Origin of the sequence: Arthrobacter humicola (genome assembly GCF_039531445.1) — a bacterium.
Taxonomy (GTDB): Bacteria; Actinomycetota; Actinomycetes; order Actinomycetales; family Micrococcaceae; genus Arthrobacter; species Arthrobacter humicola.
This window is the reverse complement of record NZ_BAAAQB010000035.1, coordinates 91,235-110,265: the sequence shown is the minus strand read 5'-3', so window position 1 is coordinate 110,265 and position 19,031 is coordinate 91,235. Positions and strand designations below refer to the sequence as shown.

Sequence of the window (19,031 nt, the reverse complement as noted above, 5' to 3'; positions counted from 1 at the left end):
GCCGGCGCCTTTCCAGATACTCTGGGAGGCGCCGGCCGTCCGTGTTTCCGGCGACACCTGCCAAGGAGTTCAGCCCATGTCCCAGCCCGTAGCGTTCGTCACCGGTGCATCCACCGGGATCGGCTTTGAAACCGCGAGGAAGCTCGCCGCGGCCGGCTTCACGGTCTATGCCGGGGCCCGCAGGGTGGAGAAAATGGAGCCGCTGAAGGCCTCCGGCGTCAACGTGGTGGCCCTGGACGTGACGGACGAGGACTCGATGAGCGCCGCCGTCGGGGAAGTGCTGGCCGCGCACGGGCGCATCGATGTCCTCGTCAACAACGCCGGCTACGGGACGTACGGCTCGCTCGAGGAGGTGGAGCTCGCTGAGGGGCGGCGGCAGTTCGATGTGAACGTCTTCGGCCTGGCGCGCATGACGCAGCTCGTGATCCCGGCCATGCGGGCAGCGCGTGCGGGCAGGATCATCAACATCTCCTCCATCGGGGGAAAGATGTACGAACCGCTCGGCGCCTGGTACCACGCGACGAAGTTTGCCGTGGAGGGCCTGAGTGATTCGCTGCGGCTCGAGCTCAAGCCGCACGGCATTGACGTGGCGATCATCGAGCCCGCCGGGACGCAGTCGGAATGGGGCGCCATTGCGGCGCAGGGCCTGTTGGCCAGTTCCGGGAGCGGCCCCTATGCGGCCCAGGCCAGGGTCGTGGCGGCCGCACTGGGCACTACGGACAACCCCGCCAGCTCGACCCGGCCGGAGCTCGTCGCGGAGGCAATCCTGCACGCGGCCACCGCCCGCCGGCCCAAGACGCGGTATCCCGTGGGCGCCAGCGCCCGGGGGATCCTGCTGCTGCGCCACCTGCTGCCGGACCGTGCGTTCGACGCCGTCCTCTGGAACATCTACAAGCGGTTCCCCGGGTAAGGGTGCCTAGATGCGGTATTCGATCAGGTACTCGGCCGGGTCGACGGCGGGTTTGGTCTCGCGCTGGGCGTCGCGGTGGCGCCAGGTGGCGGGCACGCCGGTGACGATGGATTCGGCCGGGGCGTCTTTGACCACCACGGCATTGGCTCCGATGGCGCTGTCGCGGCCGATCGTGATGGGTCCCAGGACCTTGGCGCCGGCACCGATCACGACCCGGTCCTCGATGGTGGGGTGGCGCTTGATCTTCGCGAGCGAGCGGCCGCCGAGCGTCACGCCGTGGTAGATCATGACGTCCTCGCCGATCTCGGCGGTCTCGCCGATGACCACGCCCATGCCGTGGTCAATGAAGAAGCGCCGGCCGATGGTGGCTCCCGGATGGATCTCGATGCCGGTGAGGAACCTGGCCAGCTGGGAGATGAGCCGGGCCGGGAACCGCAGCGCCGGGTTTTGCCACAGCCGGTGCGTCAGGCGGTGGAACCAGATCGCGTGCAGGCCGGAGTAGGCGAAGAAGTTCTCAAAAGAACCCCGAGCCGCCGGGTCGTGGGACCGGGCGGCGTCGAGGTCTTCCTTCAGTCTTGCGAAGAAGCTCACAAAGACCTTTCTGGGGAATCGTGGGGCAGCGGCCGGGCTTAGCCGCGGATGTCGTCGTACAGCACAGTGGAGATGTAACGCTCACCGAAGTCACAGACGATGGCAACAATGAGTTTACCGGCGTTCTCCGGGCGCTTGGCGAGTTCCAGGGCCGCCCAGACGATGGCGCCGGAGGAGATGCCGCCCAGGATGCCTTCCTTGATGCCGAGATCGCGCGCTACGCGGACGGAATCCTCCAGCGTGGCGTCGATGACCTCGTCGTAGACGTTGGTGTCGAGGATATCGGGGATGAAGTTCGCGCCGAGGCCCTGGATCTTGTGCGGGCCCGGGGCGCCGCCGTTGAGGATGGGGGAGTCCTTGGGCTCGACGGCGATGATCTGGACGTCCGGCTTGCGCTCCTTCAGGACCTGCCCGACGCCGGTGACGGTGCCGCCGGTGCCGACGCCGGCGACGAAGATGTCGACCTTGCCGTCGGTGTCCGCCCAGATTTCCTCGGCCGTGGTGCGGCGGTGGACCTCCGGGTTGGCCTCGTTGGCGAACTGCTGGGCCCAGATGGAGTTCTCCGTGTTGGCCACGATCTCCTGGGCCTTCTCCACGGCCCCGCGCATGCCCTCGGAACCGGGGGTCAGGACAATCTCGGCGCCGTACGCGCGCAGCATGACCCGGCGTTCCGTGGACATGGTTTCCGGCATGGTCAGGATGACCTTGTAGCCGCGGGCCGCGCCCACCATGGCCAGGGCGATTCCGGTGTTGCCGGACGTGCCTTCGACGATCGTACCGCCGGGCTTGAGGGCCCCGGACTTCTCCGCAGCATCGACGATGGCGACGCCGATCCGGTCCTTGACGCTGTTGGCCGGGTTGTAGAACTCCAGCTTGACTGCCACGGTGGCGTCAAGGCCTTCGGTCAGCCGGTTCAGCCGGACCAGCGGAGTTCCGCCCACCAGTTGGGTTACATCGTCATAGATCGGTGCCATGTATGTATGCCTGTCTTTGAAGAGGGATAACTGAGGTCAGCCTAACGAGCGCGTGCAGACCCAAGCTAAGCATTAAGCCATGCAGAGTAATATTTCCTCGCCTTGGCCAGCTTCGGATTGATGATCACCTGGCAGTAGCCCTGCTCGGGGTACTTGGCGAAGTAGTCCTGATGGAAATCCTCGGCCACATGGAACTTCGGCAGCCGGCTGACCTCGGTGACGATCGGATGCCGCCACAGGGCCTGGTTGCGTTCGATGGCCTCCTCGAACAGGATCTTTTCTTCGGTGGTCTCGTAGAACATCGAGGACCGGTACTGCGTACCGACGTCATAGCCCTGCCGGTTCAGCGTGGTGGGGTCGTGGAGGGCGAAGAACATGTCCAGGATGACGTCGGCGGGGATGACGTCCTCGTCGAACGTCACTGCCACCACCTCAGCGTGGCCGGTGGTTCCGGAGCATACGGAGTAGTAGTCGGGGTTGCGGTCATGGCCTCCGGTGTAGCCCGAAACGACCGAGCTGACGCCCTTGGTTTTCTGGTAGACGGCGTCGAGGCACCAAAAGCAGCCTCCGCCGAGGACAAAAGTTCTCATGATCTCTTCAATGGTTCGGCGCCCCCGATGATTCCCCAGCCACCTTACGAGAGTGTTACAGGTGACGGGGCCGGGCGCGGATAGGGTAAAAATGGGGGTATGGAACCTGTGAACACCGATGTTTCAGCTGAGTCCGACGGCGTTGCTGTCGCCGTCGACGGCGCTACCGGCACCGGGGAGGCCCCCGGCACGGCGACGCTGGGCGCGATCCAGCTGGCGGTGGAGGAGCTCTGGCCCGAATCGCTGGCCGAGGACTGGGACGAGGTGGGCCTCGTGGCGGGCCACCCGAACGCCGAGGTGCACAGGGTCCTCTTCGCCGTCGACCCCACCACCGAGGTGATCGAGGAAGCCATCGAATTCGGCGCCGAGCTGCTCATCACCCACCATCCGCTGCTGCTCAAAGGCGTCACGAGCGTCGCCGCGAACACCGCGAAGGGCAAAGCCGTCCACCGCCTCATCGAGTCCGGAACCGCGCTGATGACCGTGCACACCAACGGTGACTCCGCCGTCGGGGGCGTCTCCGACGTCCTGGCCGATGCGCTGGGCCTGCAGAACGTGGCCCCGCTGACCCCGGCCGCGAACGGGCTGCCCGAGGAAGGGATCGGCCGGGTCGGCGATCTTGAAGAGGTCCTGACCCTGGGTGACTTCGCGGCCCGCGTGTTCGGCATCCTTCCCTCGGTGGCCGGCGGCGTGCGCGTCTCCGGGGACCGGGACGGGCTGGTCCGGCGGGTTGCTGTCTGCGGCGGCGCCGGCGATTCCCTCTTCGGCGAGGTCCGGGCCAGCAACGCCGATGTCTACCTGACGGCGGATCTGCGCCACCACCCGGCCTCGGAAGCCCGGGAGGCGGCGGTCAACGACCGGCCCTACCTGATCGACGTGTCACACTTTGCCAGCGAGTGGCTGTGGCTGCCTGCAGCCGCCGAAGCGCTGGGCAATGTGCTCGCCGATCAGGGGCACGACGTCGAGATCCGCGTCAGCACCACCAACAGCGACCCCTGGGACTTCATTCTGACTCCGGGCTAAGCCTGGCGTGCGAGGGGTCCCCGGGTGAGCGTAGCGAGGCCGGGGAGCACGCTAGGCGCTAGAGTCTTAGGAGCGCCGGTACGGTGCCCGGCTCCGGCCGGAAGGGAACAAGCGGAGGTAATAGTGGCCAAGGCAGCACCGGCGGAACAGTTGAAGTTGCTCGAATTGCAGGGACTGGACGCCAAGCTCAAATCCCTGTCCAACCGCCGCCGAAGCCTTGAAAGCGACTCCCGGATCACCGACCTGGAATCAGCCCTCGGCATCGCCAACGGCGAACTTGGTGCCGCCAAGGTGGCAGTCCACGATGCTGAACTGGAACTCAAGCGCGCCGAGGCGGACGTAGAGCAGGTGGCCTCGCGGATCGAACGCGATGAGGCCAAACTCAACAGCGGCACTGGCCTGTCCAAGGACCTTGTCGCCCTGCAGCGGGACCTGGTATCCCTCAACAAGCGCCGCTCCGACCTGGAGGACGTCGAGCTCGAAGTCCTCGAACGCCTCGACTCGCTCCGCGCCCGCCAGGCCGCGCAGCAACAGATCGTCGACGACATTCAGGGCTCCTTCGGCTCCATCCGCGCCGAACTCGACGAGCAGCTGGCCGAGATCGACGCCGAAGCCACCGTGGTGCGCGGCAAGCGTGCCGAGTTCGCCGCCGGACTCGACGCGGGAATGCTCGCGATCTACGAGAAGACCCTGGCCAAGCGCGGAGTGGGTGCGGCGCGTCTGTTCCACGGCACCTCCGAAGGCTCCGGCATGCAGCTTAGCCCCGGCGACCTCGCCGAGATCAAAGCCGCCGCCGAGGACGACATCGTCTTTTGCCCGGACTCCGGCTGCATCCTGGTCCGTTCGGCCGAGTGGGCCGGACCCCCCAACTAACTCGCAGCTCAGGCCGTTTTGAGCGCTCAAAACGGCCACAACGGCGATCTAGTTGGGCAGGATGATGTTCAGGGTGTGCGGCTTCCGGGCCGTGCCCTCGACGAGTTCCGCAACCCACTTCTCGGACGCCGCCTTCTGGAGCTGGGCGGGCGTCCGGGGGGCGTTGCCCCTGCGGGTGAGCAGATGCCGGGCCAGCTCGCCCCGGGTGTGCTTGGCGAAGTGGCTGACCACCTTGCGCACACCGGCGTTCTCGGTGAAGACATTGACAGCGACCGTCTGTTCCGGCGGGGGAGTCCAGGCCGCGGCGTAGGTGCTGGACCGGCAGTCCACCAGCAGCTCACCGGCGGTGGCCGCCGCCAGGGCATCGCCCAGTTGCGGCTTCCAGAACGAGGCGAGCCGTCCGACGTCGGGCAACGAGGTTCCCATCGACAGCCGGTAGGCCGGCACACGGTCCGCGAAGCGGATGGCACCCCATAGCGCCGAAACCACCAGGACTGATGCGTCGGCCTTCTTCCGCTGCGCCGGGGTCAGGGAGTCATAGCCCAAGGCGTCATAGAGCACCCCGGAATACACCTGGTGAGCCGGGGCGGCCGGTTCTGCGTGCAAGCGCGTGTTGCGTTCTACGTCGGCACTCAGCGATGCGCCGACGCCCAGCAGGGCCAGGGCGTCCTCGTGGGCGCTGACGGTGCCGAGGGCGTCGAGGACCTTGGCCCGGGCGCCGTTGAGGACGGGAAAGCTCAGGGTGTTCCAGTCGGCGGCGTCCCCGCCCGTCGCGGGAGTCTTGCCCTCCGAGGGCGGCAGCAGAATTAGCACCGTACGATCTTACCGGCGGGCACCTGCCCGGGATGTCAGCTCGCCGGACCCGACCGGCGGCCCGCCGGCGCGGAGGGCTCCGAGGGGACGGTTGCCGAGGCGGTGGACGCCGGTATGGCAACTACGCGGCCTTGATCGGCGACTCCGGGGACGCTGCCGGCGGCTCCGCGGGTACCGGTGCCGGCGGCTCCGCGGGTACCGGTGCCGGTGACTCCGGGGGTGCCGCGCCCGGTGCCGCTGCCGGGTTGCCCGCCAGCCACGCTGCCGCACTCCCGGTCCCTGTCCTGGCCGCGAGGTCCTCGCGTGCCAGGAAGGCGCCCAGCTCGGCGATGGTGCTCATCAGGGGAGCCGGGAAGACCACGGTGGAGTTCTTGTCCACCCCGATCTCCACGAGCGACTGCAGATTCCGCAGCTGCAGGGCCACGGGATGGGCCATCATCGTGTCGGACGCCTCGCCGAGGGCCACGGCCGCGATCGACTCACCTTCGGCCGAGATGATCTTGGCCCGCTTCTCCCGCTCTGCCTCGGCCTGACGCGCCATGGCCCGCTTCATGCTGTCCGGGAGCTGGATATCCTTGAGCTCCACGAGGGTCACTTCGACGCCCCATGCCAGGGTCAGGGCGTCCAGGATTTCCCGGATATCGGTGTTGATGCGCTCGGTCTCGGACAGCGTCTGGTCCAGGCTGTGGCGGCCGACCACCTTCCGCAGGGTGGTCTGGGCGATCTGGTTGATGGCCGCCCCGACGTCCTCGATCGCCACGACGGACTTCACGGCGTCGATCACCCGGAAATAGGCCACGGCCGAAATGTCCACACTGACGTTGTCCTGGGTGATGATGCCCTGCGACTGGATCGGCATTGTCACGATCCGCAGGCTCACCAGCTGAAGCCGGTCCACTACCGGGATGATCAACCGCAGGCCGGGCATCCGGACCGCGACCACGCGCCCCAGCCGGAAGAGGACGCCCTGTTCGTACTGGCGCACAATCTTGATCGACATCCTGGCGACAATAAGCACCAGGACGAGCGCGAGCAACCAGCTGAAGATGGCGGTCCAGTTCATCGAAATCGCTTCCTTGGCTAGCAGGAATCCTGGTCCAATTCTCCCACCGTGCGCCCCAAAAGGCTCCGGTGGGGCGGCACCGCCGAGCGAGACCGTAGAATGAACTGCGGATGGGTTGACCAGGCGGCCGCGCGTCACGCAAGTGGCTCGAGGAACGTCCGGGCTCCGCAGAGCAGGGTGGTGGGTAACGCCCACTCGGGGTAACCCGCAGGCCAGTGCCACAGAGAACAGACCGCCTGCGTGCGGCGTGTGCTTGCACAGGCCGCACGGCAGGTAAGGGTGAAACGGTGGTGTAAGAGACCACCAGCTTCCCGGGTGACCGGGAAGGCTAGGTAAACCCCACCCGGAGCAAGGCCAGACAGGGCACGATTGAGGGCTGCTCGCCCGAGTGTCCGGGTAGGCCGCTGGAGGGCGTCGGCAACGGCGTCCGTAGATGGATGGCCGCTACTCCCGCGCCGGCAACAGCGCGGGAACACAGAACCCGGCGTATCGGTCAACCCATCCACTCACTGGACCGGTTTCCCGCGGGATTTCGGGGAATTTTGCCTAAATGGCGGCCTTTGAGCCCTGCTTGGTTCGGGCCGATTTGATTGAATTTGATGGGGTCCGGCCGGGCTGTTTGCCCCTGATTTGCCCCTAGGCGGGCAGGTATCCGGGGGCCGGTTCCCCACTGGATGGGGCTAACGAGTCCATGGATTCCCTGCGGCTCAGGGCACTATGCCTCATGGAAGAAAACCCTCGTCAGTCGTGATGACTGACGAGGGTTTTCTGTGCGCCGTGGTTAGTAGCGGACGACGTACGTCCTGCTGAACCGATAGCTGACCTTGCCCGCCAACGTGCCCTTGACGCGCACGACGTACTTGTCGCCTTTGCTGTCCACGGCCGGCGGCCCCCAGACCTTAGTGGTTGCATTCCAGCCGCCCGCAAAGATTTCGCCATTCAAGAACCAGCGGTATTCCAGCTTGGTGCCCTTGGGCCAGCCATACGTGTTCGCCCCCAGGATTGTTCCTGGAGTGACGTAGACGGTGGACACGCCGGCTGTGCAAGGCGCGGCAGTTTCGGCACATGAGGCGGGAGTGCCTCCGTTGGCGCTGGCAGGGGCCGCAACGGTGAGCGCTCCGGCTCCCAGGGCAACGGAAAGGGCGGCAGTGGCCGCCGCTTTGCGGAAGATCGATCGTTTCAATGCTGGCACGGCTCCCCGTACCTCCTGTCGGTTCGTTGGCAGATATCTTGTGACTGCTGAACGCTTCCGACATACACCGGCTAAGGCGCCCCCAAGCATGAGTATAACCACACGGGCAACACTGGCATCAAGGGTGCCCGGCCTAGGCGGGCAGGAACCCCGGAAGCCTGTCGCCCCAAGCCGTGGCGGGGGACTGGGCTGAGTCCCTGGCGCCATCCACGGTCAAGGTGACCTACTGGTACTTGGCGGCCATGTTCAAGGCGGCGGTTCTCGATGGCAAGGTGCAGAAGACGCCATGCCTGTCGATCCGGCTGCCGAAGATCGAGCCTGAAGCGCTCGTTCCGCTCCGCACCGACGTTGTGCGGCGCCTCGCAGGGGAGACCTGGAAACCATACCGGCCGATGGTGGTCTTCTGCGCCGCGACCGGCCTGCGCTCATCCGAGTTGCGCGGCCTCACGTGGGACCGGGTCGACTTCGACAGCTCAATGATCAGCATCGACCGGCAACTCATCGGGAACAACTCGAGCGATCCATCTTGGGGCCCGCCCAAGACGAAGGCCAGCCGCCGGCGCATCCACATCGGCGATCACTCAGTGCAAGTCCTGAAGGGTCTGCGGGAGGGGCCGCAAGGCGTCGGAGGCATCGTCTTCCATTCGGCTGGCCGGGCCATCACCAGGCACACGGCGGGGGAGGCCTGGAGGCACATCCGCGACATTGTCCCCGGGGCCGGGACGGGCTGGCACGAGCTGCGGCATCATCACGCCTCGCAGCTGATCGCCGGGGGCATGTCCCCTGTGGCCGTGGCCCACCGGCTGGGGCACAAGGACGCCACCGAAACTCTCAAGACGTATGCCCACCTGTGGCCGGACGATGACACCAAGGCGGCGGCCCTCACGGACGATCTAGTGAGGCTCGATGCCCCTGATTTGCCCCTGACCGAACCCACATCCCAATGATGGAGCCGATTCAGTCAGAACCCGGCGTATCGGTCAACTCATCCACTCACACCGCCGGGATCCCGCGTTCGGAGCGGCAATCGGCCGTCATGGGCTGCAGGCCCAGGGAGCTATTGCATGGGTGCAACCTTGGGAAAACCTTGAGGCACCCTTGACTTCGTCCGGGCGGCCCCCGACACTGCAATGAACGCTTCAAATGATGGTGCAGTCGGTGATGGTTGAGGAGTCATTGTGCCGGACGACCTAGCATATGACTACGTGATCGCCGGCGGCGGTACCGGTGGCAGCGTCCTGGCCGGCAGGCTGAGTGAAGACCCCTCAATTCGCGTGCTGCTGCTCGAGGCGGGCAGATCCGACCGCCACCCGTTCATCCACGTGCCCGCCGGCTTTCCCAGACTCAAGGGAGGCCCGTACCAGTGGGCATACAACAGCATTCCGCAAGAGCACAGCAACGGCCGCAGCATCCCGCTCCCGCAAGGCCGCGGGCTCGGCGGCGGCGGCTCCATCAACTCCCAGGTCTTCACGCGGGGCGTGGACGAGGACTATGACGGATGGGTCGCGGACTACGGATGCGAGGGCTGGACCGCCGCTGAGGTGTCCAAGTATTTCGTCCGCTCGGAGTCAAACTCACGACTCTCAGGACCCCACCACGGAACCCAAGGGCCCCTTAGTGTCTCGGACCCCCGGCGTCCGCACACGCTCTCGGCGGCATTCGTGCAGGCTGGCCGGGAGTTCGGCCTACCCTACAACAACGATTTCAACGGCGCGGAACAGTACGGCGTCGGTTTCTACCAGACCACCACCAGGAACGGCCGTCGGTGCAGCGCCTCCGTCGCCTACCTGAAACCCGCGCGCAAGCGGCGCAACCTCACGGTTCGCGTTAATGTGTCGGTATCAAAAGTGGTCATCAAGAACGGCCGCGCCGTCGGCGTCCAGGCGGTCGAAGATGGAGTGGCACGAACCTACAGCGCACGGCGCGAGGTCATAGTCGCCAGCGGCGCTTTTGGATCTCCTAAGTTGCTGCAGCTCTCAGGCATTGGCGACCCGGCAGACCTTGCAGCCGCCGGCATCGACGTTCTCCATGCTCTGCCCGGTGTCGGGAAGAACCTGCAGGACCATCTGGACCTGGACATCATCTATGAACTCACCGACGACCACAGTCTGGACCGGTTCAATCGCGTGCGCCCGGCGACGGTCCTGGCCGGCCTCGAGTACCTGGCCTTCCGGACGGGACCGTTCGCGTCCAACCTTGTGGAGGCCGGCGGCTTCAGCTATGCCAACAAGTACGAGAAGACCCCGGACCTGCAGTTCCACTTCCTGCCCGCGGCGAGGCCGGAGCCGGGCATAGCGTCGCTGCAGCCCGGGTTTGGCATGACGCTGAACTCCTATTTCCTGCGCCCCCTCAGCCGGGGAACAGTCCGGGTCGCGTCCGCAGACCCCGCACAGATACCGCTCATCGATCCGAATTTCCTCGCGGATGACTACGATCTCGAGATGACGATCGCCGGCGTGCAGCAGAGCCGCCAGATCATGGAGCAGTCATCTATGGCAGCCTTCGTCAAGAGAGAGCACATCGGCGACGGCTCAAGGGTGGAATCCCGCGACGAGTACGTGAACTTCGTGCGATCCTACGGACGGACCTCGTACCACCCGGTGGGCACGTGTTCCATGGGCACCACCGATGAGTCCGTCGTCTCCCCCCGGCTTACGGTCCACGGACTGGAGGGACTGCGGGTGGTGGACTCCTCGATCATGCCCCGCCTGATCAGTGCCAACACGCAGGCGCCCACCATCATGATCGCGGAAAAAGCCGCCGACATGATCCTCGAGGACGCGGGCAGGCTGACGCCGGGCGTGAGTGGTTTCGCCGGCTCGTCCAGGGCCCCGGATGGTGTGTGAGTCATTTCACGCGTAACCGGGCACCGGAGGGCGCCGGGCCGCCCGTAGAATTGATGATGAACGTAGAAGTTCCGCCGCCGGGTCTGCGTTCGCAGCCGGCGGATTTTCTTTGCGTTCAGTGAGGCGCCCGGGGTGGACCGAATCCCCGGCGACGCCGAGGTACCGGACACCCTCCGGCGGCCGACTTCCCCGTACGAGGACGTATGGGGTGGATTCTAGGAAGGTAGTTCTGTGAGCCAGACGTCAGATTCTTGTCTTGATACGTGGATGGGCCGTGAGGCACTCGCCGAGGCCATGATCCCGGTGATCGGCCGGCTGTACCGCGAGAACAACGTGGTGACCTCGATCCACGGACGCAGCCTGATCAACAAGTCCACCATGAATATCCTCAAGGCACACCGTTTCGCCCGCCGGATGAGCAAGGAAGAACTGCGCCTCGAGGAAACGGCCCCGCTCCTGGAGGCCCTGACCAAGCTGGAGCTCGGCGCTGCGGCGATCGATATTGCCCGCCTCACCGAGAAGTACCGTGCCGAGGGCAACGGCGCCAGCCTGGACGATTTCCTGCGCGAGGAACTCGCCGAGATCGTCGGCAAGCGCGGCGGCGACGACCGCACCAGCACCGACGTCGTCCTCTACGGCTTCGGCCGCATCGGCCGGCTCCTGGCCCGCCTCCTGATCGAAAAGGCCGGCGGCGGCCACGGCCTGCGCCTGCGCGCCATCGTGGTGCGCCGCGGCTCGGACAACGACCTCGCCAAGCGCGCCAGCCTGCTGCGCCGCGACTCGGTCCACGGCTCCTTCGAAGGCACCATCAAGGTGGACCTCGAAAACGACACGATCACTGCCAACGGTGTCCAGATCCAGGTCATCTACTCGGACAACCCGGCCACGGTCGACTACGCCGCCTACGGCATTCACGATGCCTTGGTGGTGGACAACACGGGCCGCTGGCGCGACGCCGAGGGCCTGTCCCAGCACCTGCAGAGCACCGGCGTCTCCCGGGTCCTGCTGACCGCTCCGGGCAAGGGCGAGCTGAAGAACATCGTGCACGGCATCAACCACGGCACGATCACAGACTCGGACAAGATCGTCTCCGCGGCCTCCTGCACCACCAACGCCATCACCCCTGTCCTGAAGGCGATCAACGACCGCTACGGCGTGGTGCACGGCCACGTCGAAACCGTCCACTCCTTCACCAACGACCAGAACCTGATCGACAACTTCCACAAGGGTGACCGGCGCGGCCGCTCCGCCGCGCTGAATATGGTGATCACCGAGACCGGTGCCGCCAAAGCCGTGGCAAAGGCCCTGCCGGAACTCCTCGGCAAGCTCACCGGCAGTTCCATCCGGGTCCCCACCCCCGACGTGTCCCTGGCCATCCTGAACCTGAGCCTGGAGAACGGCACCACCAAGGACGAGGTCAACGACTACCTGCGGGAAATGTCGCTGCACTCGGAGCTGCGCAAGCAGGTCGACTACATCGATTCGCCCGAGGTGGTCTCCACGGACTTCGTCGGCTCGCGCCGCGCAGGCATCGTCGACGGCCTGGCCACCATCTCCAACGACAAGAACCTGGTGCTCTACGTCTGGTACGACAACGAGTTCGGCTACTCCTGCCAGGTGGTCCGCGTCATGGAGGAAATGGCCGGCGTCAACCCGCCGTCGTTCCCCGCCAAGGACGCGTCCGCCATCCTCGAGGCCGCCGGGCTCCCCGTCGAGGTCTAACCGGCTGGCCGAACCTTCGTCCCTGACCGGGACTCGTTCGTCCTTTCCCGGCCGATGTACTGGAATCGGCCGGGAAAGGGAACCACAATGGAGCCATGGAACAGAACGCGGCTATTGAGCACGAGACCACCCTGGAACACGCGCTGGACGTCGCGCGGAGCAACGCGAAGGAAGCGAAGCGGCTCCTGGACGACGCCGTCGCCAAACGCCAAACCGGTGAAGTCAACGACGACCGGGTGAACCAGCTCCAGTCACTGCTGGACCTGGCCAACGAAGACCTGAAACGGGTCACGCGGGACCAATAACCCCGGCTGCCCGGCCACCGGTCCTCAACACTGTGGACAAAGTCCATGATGTCAGAGCGCCGGTTTAGGCTCAGGGCGTGCAACCAGATCGCCGCCCGCGGCTAACCTCATGACCGTCACCTGGACGGAGTTCCGCCGCGCCCGGCGCCGCTCCCGCCAGGCCTGGCTTCTCCTGGCCGCAGCGGCCCTGACCGTCTTCGGCGGCCTGGCCTGGTTCTTCCTGGCCGGCCAGTTTTCCCTCGCGGAACCGCAGACCGCGGGTCCAAGCGAGACCCCCGTGCTTGCGGGCGGGTGGATGAAGCCCGTGGAGTCCGTCCGGGCCGTCCCGGCCGGAAGCGCCGCCGCCGTGCTGGACACACTCGCGGTCAAAGGCCGGTCGGCCAAGGATACCTATGACCGCAGTGCGTTCGGCCAGGCCTGGCTCGACGTCGACCGCAACGGCTGCGATACCCGCAACGACATCCTCCGCCGGGACCTTGAGGCGGCTGAATTCGTGAACGGCTCAGGGTGCCAGGTCTCCGGCGGCACCCTCCGGGAACCGTATACAGGCCACGTGATCGCGTTCCGGCGGGGCGCCGAGACCAGCGCAGCCGTGCAGATCGACCACGTCGTGGCGCTCGGCGACGCCTGGCAAAAGGGGGCCCAGCAGCTCACCGCGCAGCAGCGCGAACACCTGGCCAACGATCCCCTCAACCTGATCGCCGTTGACGGTCCGGCCAACCAAGACAAGAGTGCCTCCGACGCCGCCACCTGGCTGCCGCCGAACAAGGCGTTCCGCTGCCACTACGTTGCCCGCCAGATTTCCGTCAAGGCGGCCTACCGGCTGTGGGTCACGCCCGCAGAGAAGGAGGCGATGAAGCGAATCCTCGGATCCTGTCCGCAGCAGCAGACCATCGTTCCTCGTTGACCGCATCGTGTCCCTATTGCCGTGCCCGTTACTGCCATGCCCGGGACGTTGTCCTCTGGCCGCCCGGACACGGCCGCGGTGTGCTGGCAATCCGGCGCAGCAGCGCGGCGCTCAATGCGGGGGAGAGGTACACGGATGAACGCGACCAAGAGACTGGCGTTTGGACGGATGGGGCTTCCGGACACGGGCTTCGGCAGGCTGGCGCTGCTACTGGCAGTGTTAGGACCGGTCCTGATAGTCGGCATCGGCTGGTTTGGCATTGTCCTGGGCGTGAACCTGGGCACGACAAATGAATATCACGCCCTGAACTCCGTCGGCTGGTTTGTCACGGTCATGGTTGCAGTGATCGCAGTGGTCCTGTGGACCGACCTGCTCTGGGGCCGCGAGGACTCAGCCGCCGTGGGCGTGGCCACCGTGCTCTATTCAATCCTGCTGATCATGCTCTTTCCCCTGGCGATAGAAGCCGCCAGCCAGACACCCCTCCTCTGACGCTTCAGGCCCCTACTCAGTGTCATCAGCTCCGTGCCGTCGGGACTGTCTCAGTGGCTGCCGGCTACGGCTCGAGTGCCTGGGCGGCGAGTTCTGCCTCGAGACGTTCGACGTCGGCCCGGCTGCACAGCTCCGTGGCCGTCGTCGTCACGGTGGCGGTTCCTGCCGCGACCGCGGCCCGGAACGCGTCCTGAAGGCTGCGGCCCTGTGCCATCCGGAGCACGAAGGCGGCCAGAAAACTGTCGCCCGCTCCGACCGTGCTGCGAACCTGCACGTGCGGGACCGCTAGGCGGAGGACGCCGGTCTGTGACGCAAGCACCGCTCCTTCACCACCGAGGGTCAGGGCGACGTGCTGAGATGACCCGTCCGCCACGAGCGAGGACGCGGCCTCAACCTGGCTCTCCTCGCTGTCCAGCGTCCTGCCGAAGTGTGCGCCGAGTTCCCGCCGGCTCGGCTTGACCAGGAAGACCCCCTCCGTCAGCGCCGCAGCGAGGGGCGCTCCGGAGGCGTCCACGATGCAGCGAGCCCCGCGCTCGTTCGCCAGGCGGGCCACCCGGGCATAGAAGTCGTCCGGGACGCCCTTCGGCAGGCTTCCGCTCGCCACCACGTAGCCGCCCGCCGGGACGCATTCCGCGACCACAGCCAGGCACCCCCGCCACTCCGGCTCGCTGAGCTCGGGCCCCTCAAGGACAAAACGGAACTGCTTGCCGGTCCTCGTCTCATCGACCGTGAAGTTCTGACGTGTGCTCCCGCTGATCGGCACCACCAGGGTGGGGATGCGTTCGGCTTCGACGAGCCGCCGGTATGCTTCGCCGGTCGGACCGCCGGCCGTGTAGGCCGCGATGGTCTGCCCTCCGAGCCGGTGCACCACGCGCGCCACGTTGACCCCGCCGCCGCCCGGGTCCAGCCGACCGGTATGGCAGCGGAGTTTGTGCTCGCCAATGACCTGGTCGGTGACCGTGCTGGCATCAAGGGCCGGGTTCACGGTGAGCGTGAGGATGGGCAGCATCGCCGTCGGAGCGGGGGATTCCATGGCCCAAGCATAGGAGTTCCGGCCGGCACGGTTCCCGTGCTGGATGACTCTTGTCGCCGTTCTGCTGCCCGGCGGAGAATGGGCGCGGCAGGGTAAACCGCCACGCCGGAGCACGGGAACGGGAAACATGGCACATGACAGCGGCGGCGCAGGCAAGGGGCGCGACGGGCACAAAGACGGGCACAAGAACGGACGCAGAGACGGTCGCAAGGACGGTCGTGGAAAGGGTTCCGGTCGCTCGGCGCGCAAACGCGCCCGGCTCGACGTCGGCCTCTACGAGGCTGAATTGTTGCGACTCCAGGCGGAGTTGGTCGCGCTGCAGGAGTGGGTGCGGAGCACCGGGGCGCGGGTCCTGGTGATCTTTGAGGGCCGGGACGCCGCCGGCAAGGGAAGTGCCATCAAGCGGGTGACCGAATACCTGAATCCGCGCTTTGCCCGGATCGTCGCGCTCCCGGCACCGACCGAGAGGCAGCGGGGGGAGTGGTACTTCCAACGGTACGTAGCGCATCTGCCGGCCGCCGGTGAGATTGTCCTGATGGACCGGTCCTGGTACAACCGGGCCGGCGTCGAGCACGTCATGGGCTTCTGCACCCCCGCCGAACACAAGCGCTTCCTGGCGCAGTGCCCGGTCTTTGAACGGCTCCTGGTCCAGGACGGCATCCTGCTCCTTAAATACTGGTTCTCCATCAGCCACGCGGAGCAGGAGCGGCGGTTCAAATCCCGCCTGGATGACCCCATGCGGCAATGGAAGCTCTCGCCGATGGACCGGGAGGCAATCCTGCGGTGGGAGGACTACTCGCGGGCCAAGGACGAAATGTTCGTCCAGACGGACACGGCGGAGTCACCCTGGTACGTTGTGGAAGCCGAGGACAAACGCCGGGCCCGGATCAACCTGATCGCCCACCTGCTCTCCAGCATCGACTACACCGAAGTGCGGACCGAACCGGTGACGCTGCCGGAGCGGCCCCGCGCGATCAATTACACCCGGCCGCCCAGGGAACTCTTCCGCTACGTTCCGGACCACGCGGCCAACCTGGAAAACCCGGTCGACGACTGACCGGCCGGATCATTGTCCGGTCCGGACACGCTGCCGGCCGGGTGGAGCCCGTGCCGCGGATCCGTCTGGGCGGTAGGGTACCGGCATGGATATCATTCTGGTTCCCGGATTCTGGCTGGATGCGTCGTCGTGGGCGGAGGTGACGCCCCCGCTGGTGGCGGCGGGGCACGCGGTGCACCCGCTGACGCTGCCCGGGCTCGAGTCGGCGGACGCGCCGCGGGCGGGCATCGGCCTGCGCACCCACATCGACGCCGTCGTTGCAGCCATCGATGCCTTCGGCGCGCCTGTGGTCCTGGTGGGGCACTCGGGCGGCGGCGCCATCATTCATGGCGCGGTGGACGCCCGGCCGGACCGGGTGGCCCGCGCCATCTATGTGGACAGCGGACCGCTGGGCGACGGCGGGGTCATCAACGACGAGCTCCCGGCCGACGGCGACGCCGTTCCGCTGCCCCCGTGGGAACTCTTTGAGGACGAAGACCTCACCGACCTCACCGATGAGCTGCGGGCCATGTTCCGCGCCCGCGCCGTGCCGGAGCCGCGCGCTGTAGCCCAGGACCGGCAGCAGCTAAGTGACGAACGCCGCTACGGGGTCCCGGCCACCATCATCGCCTGCGAATTCCCGTCCTCGCTGCTGACCCGGATGATCGCCGAGGGCCACCCGTATGTGGCGGAGCTCGGCCGTGTCCGCGACGTCGAATACGTTGACCTGCCCACCGGGCATTGGCCGCAGTTCACCCGGCCCGCCGAGCTCGGCGCCGCCATCCTGGCCGCTGTCGACCGGACCGCCTGAAACCGGCCTGACGGAAATTCCCCACCTATGACCGGGTGCCGACGGCGTGTCGGGCGAATCGCCGAAGTTCCCGGCGGCGGCCGGGTCAAAGGTGGGGAGAACAGGCGCATTGGCCGGCAGCCCGCCGGACGCGTCAGTGGCCGAACGGGTCCGGGTCAACCCCCGGCATCCAGGTCAGGCCGGGGACGCCCCAGCCGCTCCGTTTGGCCTGCTTCATGGCCTTGCGGGCATAGCGGTCGACCAGCCGGTTGACGTAGAGCTTGCCGTCGAGGTGGTCGTACTCGTGCTGGATGACCCGGGCAAACCAGCCGGTCGCCTCGAATTCCACCGGCTTCCCGTCGCCGTCGAAGCCCTGGACGCGTGCCCATTCGGCCCGCTTGAGCGGATACTGGCCGCCCGGGAAGGACAGGCAGCCTTCCTCGTCCTCGTCCGGGTCCGGCAGCGCGCCGGAGACCTTGGAGAGGGTCAGCACCGGGTTGACCACGACGCCGGTGGGCGGGGCGCCGTCGTCGTTCTCGTACTTGTACACGAAGAGCCGTTTGCCGACCCCCACCTGGGGAGCGGCCAGCCCGACCCCGTTGGCGGCGTCGTTGGTCTCGAACATGTCGGCGATCAGGGTGCGGAGCTCGTCGTCGAAGACGTCGACTTCCGCGGCCCGGCGGTGCAGCACGGGCTCGCCCCAGATCGTGATGGGCAGGACGGTCATGTCAGGTGATTCCTCGGGTGCTGGTGGCGACGTGCGGATCAGCCGGCGATGGTGCGGCCGACGACGTCGCGCATGATTTCGTTGGTGCCGCCGAAGATCGTCAGCAGCCGGGCGGCGAGGTAGGCCTGGGCCACCGGGTATTCCAGGATGTAGCCGTAGCCGCCGTGCAGCTGCAGGCACCGGTCCGTGACGGACTTGGCGCGCTCGGAGGCCCACAGCTTGGCGCGGGCAGCACCTGCGGCGTCGAGTTCGCCGGCGTTGAAGGCCAGGATGGCCTGGTCCACATAGGCTTCGGTGACCTCGACCTCGGTGAGGATGTCGGCGAGTTCGAAGCGGCTGTTCTGGAAGTCGATGATCCGCTCGCCGAACGCGTTGCGCTCCTTCGTGTAGCGGACGGTCGCCTCATAGACGGCGCGCACGACGGCGGAGCTCGCCACCGCGATCGCCAGGCGGCCCTGGGGGAGCTGTTCGGCCGCGTACTGCAGGCCCTTGCCCACCTCGCCCACCAGATCGGCGTGCGGGACGCGGACGTTGTCGAAGAACAGTTCCGCCGTGTCAGAGGCCTTCAGGCCCATTTTGTCCAGCTGCTTGCCGGTGTTGTAGCCCTCACCCTTCTGGACCATGAAAAGGGAGAACGAGTCGTGGTTGCCGCGACCGGTGCCGCCGTCGGTGCGGGCCAGGACCAGGGAGGCGTCGCCGGAAATGCCGTTGCCGATGAACGTCTTCTGGCCGCTGATCAGCCAGTCGTCGCCGTCGCGGACGGCCTTGGCGCGGATGCCGCGAAGGTCGGAGCCGGCGCCTGGCTCGGTCCAGGCAATCGAGGTGACCTTTTCGCCGGAGACCATGGCGGGCAGCCAGCGGGACTTGAGGTCATCGGAGCCGTAGGCCAGCAGGTGGGGGAGGACCATGTCGTCGTGCAGGTGGAACGCGAGGCCGACGGCGAGGTGGTTGCTCTTGGCGAACTCCTCGTCCAGCACCGCACGGAAGCGGTAGTCGTTCATGCCCATGCCGCCGAACTCCTCCGGCACGGCCAGGCCCAGCAGTCCCTGCTCGCCGGCCGCCGACCACAGGTCCCGGGACATCATGTGCTCCTTGTCCCACTGGGCATAGTGGGGGGCCACCGCGCGCGAATTGAACTCGGCAGCCA

At 66.8% G+C, this 19,031-nt stretch carries 20 protein-coding genes and 1 other RNA gene; 12 read left to right on the top strand and 9 right to left on the bottom strand.

All coding sequences use genetic code 11. From position 1 onward, the window contains the following. The first annotated feature begins 76 nt into the window (after nucleotides 1-76). Complete coding sequence (locus ABD243_RS12985) at nucleotides 77-910, top strand: oxidoreductase (protein WP_116768653.1); 834 nt, start codon at nucleotides 77-79, stop codon at nucleotides 908-910. Between the two features lie 6 nt (nucleotides 911-916). Here the strand turns inward: ABD243_RS12985 and epsC are convergent, their stop codons facing one another. The 3 genes from epsC to msrA form a co-directional block, all read right to left on the bottom strand. Continuing rightward, on the bottom strand, nucleotides 917-1,501 hold the full coding sequence (gene epsC / locus ABD243_RS12980; RefSeq protein ID WP_091253804.1) for a serine O-acetyltransferase EpsC: 585 nt from the start codon (nucleotides 1,499-1,501) through the stop codon (nucleotides 917-919). A 38-nt stretch (nucleotides 1,502-1,539) separates the two neighbouring features. Then, nucleotides 1,540-2,475 (bottom strand): cysteine synthase A, encoded by a 936-nt coding sequence (gene cysK / locus ABD243_RS12975; protein ID WP_344366354.1) that lies wholly within the window; start codon nucleotides 2,473-2,475, stop codon nucleotides 1,540-1,542. A gap of 65 nt (nucleotides 2,476-2,540) precedes the next feature. Continuing rightward, on the bottom strand, nucleotides 2,541-3,065 hold the full coding sequence (gene msrA, locus ABD243_RS12970) for a peptide-methionine (S)-S-oxide reductase MsrA (RefSeq protein ID WP_344366351.1): 525 nt from the start codon (nucleotides 3,063-3,065) through the stop codon (nucleotides 2,541-2,543). A gap of 99 nt (nucleotides 3,066-3,164) precedes the next feature. Between msrA and ABD243_RS12965 the strand changes: the two genes are divergently transcribed. Further along, a complete protein-coding gene (locus ABD243_RS12965; protein WP_116768650.1) occupies nucleotides 3,165-4,088 on the top strand; it encodes a Nif3-like dinuclear metal center hexameric protein in 924 nt (307 codons plus the stop codon). Nucleotides 4,089-4,211: 123 nt separating this feature from the next. Continuing rightward, nucleotides 4,212-4,961, top strand: coding sequence for a zinc ribbon domain-containing protein (locus ABD243_RS12960; RefSeq protein WP_344366337.1), 750 nt, complete (start codon nucleotides 4,212-4,214; stop codon nucleotides 4,959-4,961). A gap of 48 nt (nucleotides 4,962-5,009) precedes the next feature. Here the strand turns inward: ABD243_RS12960 and ABD243_RS12955 are convergent, their stop codons facing one another. Together ABD243_RS12955 and ABD243_RS12950 are read right to left on the bottom strand one after the other, a co-directional pair. After that, nucleotides 5,010-5,774: a YaaA family protein gene (locus ABD243_RS12955; RefSeq protein WP_344366334.1), complete on the bottom strand. Its 765-nt coding sequence runs from the start codon at nucleotides 5,772-5,774 to the stop codon at nucleotides 5,010-5,012. Nucleotides 5,775-5,895: 121 nt separating this feature from the next. Further along, nucleotides 5,896-6,837 carry a slipin family protein gene (locus tag ABD243_RS12950; RefSeq protein ID WP_344366332.1) on the bottom strand — a complete coding sequence of 314 codons (942 nt, stop codon included), beginning with the start codon at nucleotides 6,835-6,837 and terminating at the stop codon, nucleotides 5,896-5,898. Between the two features lie 111 nt (nucleotides 6,838-6,948). Between ABD243_RS12950 and rnpB the strand changes: the two genes are divergently transcribed. After that, nucleotides 6,949-7,342: RNase P RNA component class A (gene rnpB / locus ABD243_RS12945), an RNA gene on the top strand. A gap of 276 nt (nucleotides 7,343-7,618) precedes the next feature. Here the strand turns inward: rnpB and ABD243_RS12940 are convergent. After that, complete coding sequence (locus ABD243_RS12940; protein WP_344366329.1) at nucleotides 7,619-7,870, bottom strand: hypothetical protein; 252 nt, start codon at nucleotides 7,868-7,870, stop codon at nucleotides 7,619-7,621. Nucleotides 7,871-8,202: 332 nt separating this feature from the next. Between ABD243_RS12940 and ABD243_RS12935 the strand changes: the two genes are divergently transcribed. From ABD243_RS12935 to ABD243_RS12910, 6 genes are all read left to right on the top strand, one after another. Beyond that, the gene (locus ABD243_RS12935; protein ID WP_344366327.1) at nucleotides 8,203-8,976 is read left to right on the top strand and encodes a site-specific integrase; all 774 of its coding nucleotides are present in this window, start codon (nucleotides 8,203-8,205) and stop codon (nucleotides 8,974-8,976) included. 231 nt (nucleotides 8,977-9,207) lie between these two features. After that, a complete protein-coding gene (locus ABD243_RS12930; protein ID WP_116768646.1) occupies nucleotides 9,208-10,875 on the top strand; it encodes a GMC family oxidoreductase in 1,668 nt (555 codons plus the stop codon). 231 nt (nucleotides 10,876-11,106) lie between these two features. Continuing rightward, complete coding sequence (locus ABD243_RS12925) at nucleotides 11,107-12,597, top strand: glyceraldehyde-3-phosphate dehydrogenase (RefSeq protein WP_344366324.1); 1,491 nt, start codon at nucleotides 11,107-11,109, stop codon at nucleotides 12,595-12,597. Between the two features lie 95 nt (nucleotides 12,598-12,692). Further along, complete coding sequence (locus tag ABD243_RS12920; protein WP_116768644.1) at nucleotides 12,693-12,902, top strand: hypothetical protein; 210 nt, start codon at nucleotides 12,693-12,695, stop codon at nucleotides 12,900-12,902. 109 nt (nucleotides 12,903-13,011) lie between these two features. After that, nucleotides 13,012-13,809, top strand: a complete 798-nt coding sequence (locus tag ABD243_RS12915) for an HNH endonuclease family protein (protein WP_344366321.1) — start codon at nucleotides 13,012-13,014, stop codon at nucleotides 13,807-13,809. A 135-nt stretch (nucleotides 13,810-13,944) separates the two neighbouring features. Next, nucleotides 13,945-14,298 (top strand): hypothetical protein, encoded by a 354-nt coding sequence (locus ABD243_RS12910; protein ID WP_344366318.1) that lies wholly within the window; start codon nucleotides 13,945-13,947, stop codon nucleotides 14,296-14,298. 64 nt (nucleotides 14,299-14,362) lie between these two features. Here the strand turns inward: ABD243_RS12910 and ABD243_RS12905 are convergent, their stop codons facing one another. Beyond that, nucleotides 14,363-15,331, bottom strand: a complete 969-nt coding sequence (locus ABD243_RS12905; RefSeq protein ID WP_344366315.1) for a 1-phosphofructokinase family hexose kinase — start codon at nucleotides 15,329-15,331, stop codon at nucleotides 14,363-14,365. Nucleotides 15,332-15,458: 127 nt separating this feature from the next. Between ABD243_RS12905 and ppk2 the strand changes: the two genes are divergently transcribed. Then, nucleotides 15,459-16,388, top strand: coding sequence for a polyphosphate kinase 2 (ppk2, locus tag ABD243_RS12900; RefSeq protein WP_344366312.1), 930 nt, complete (start codon nucleotides 15,459-15,461; stop codon nucleotides 16,386-16,388). Between the two features lie 85 nt (nucleotides 16,389-16,473). Next, nucleotides 16,474-17,178 (top strand): alpha/beta fold hydrolase, encoded by a 705-nt coding sequence (locus ABD243_RS12895; RefSeq protein WP_344366310.1) that lies wholly within the window; start codon nucleotides 16,474-16,476, stop codon nucleotides 17,176-17,178. 133 nt (nucleotides 17,179-17,311) lie between these two features. On the opposite strand, the gene def is transcribed toward ABD243_RS12895, so the two are convergent. Together def and ABD243_RS12885 are read right to left on the bottom strand one after the other, a co-directional pair. Continuing rightward, a complete protein-coding gene (def, locus tag ABD243_RS12890; RefSeq protein WP_091253763.1) occupies nucleotides 17,312-17,884 on the bottom strand; it encodes a peptide deformylase in 573 nt (190 codons plus the stop codon). A 38-nt stretch (nucleotides 17,885-17,922) separates the two neighbouring features. Then, nucleotides 17,923-19,031 (bottom strand): acyl-CoA dehydrogenase family protein (locus ABD243_RS12885; protein ID WP_344366305.1); only part of this gene is annotated, 1,109 nt, incomplete at its 5' end.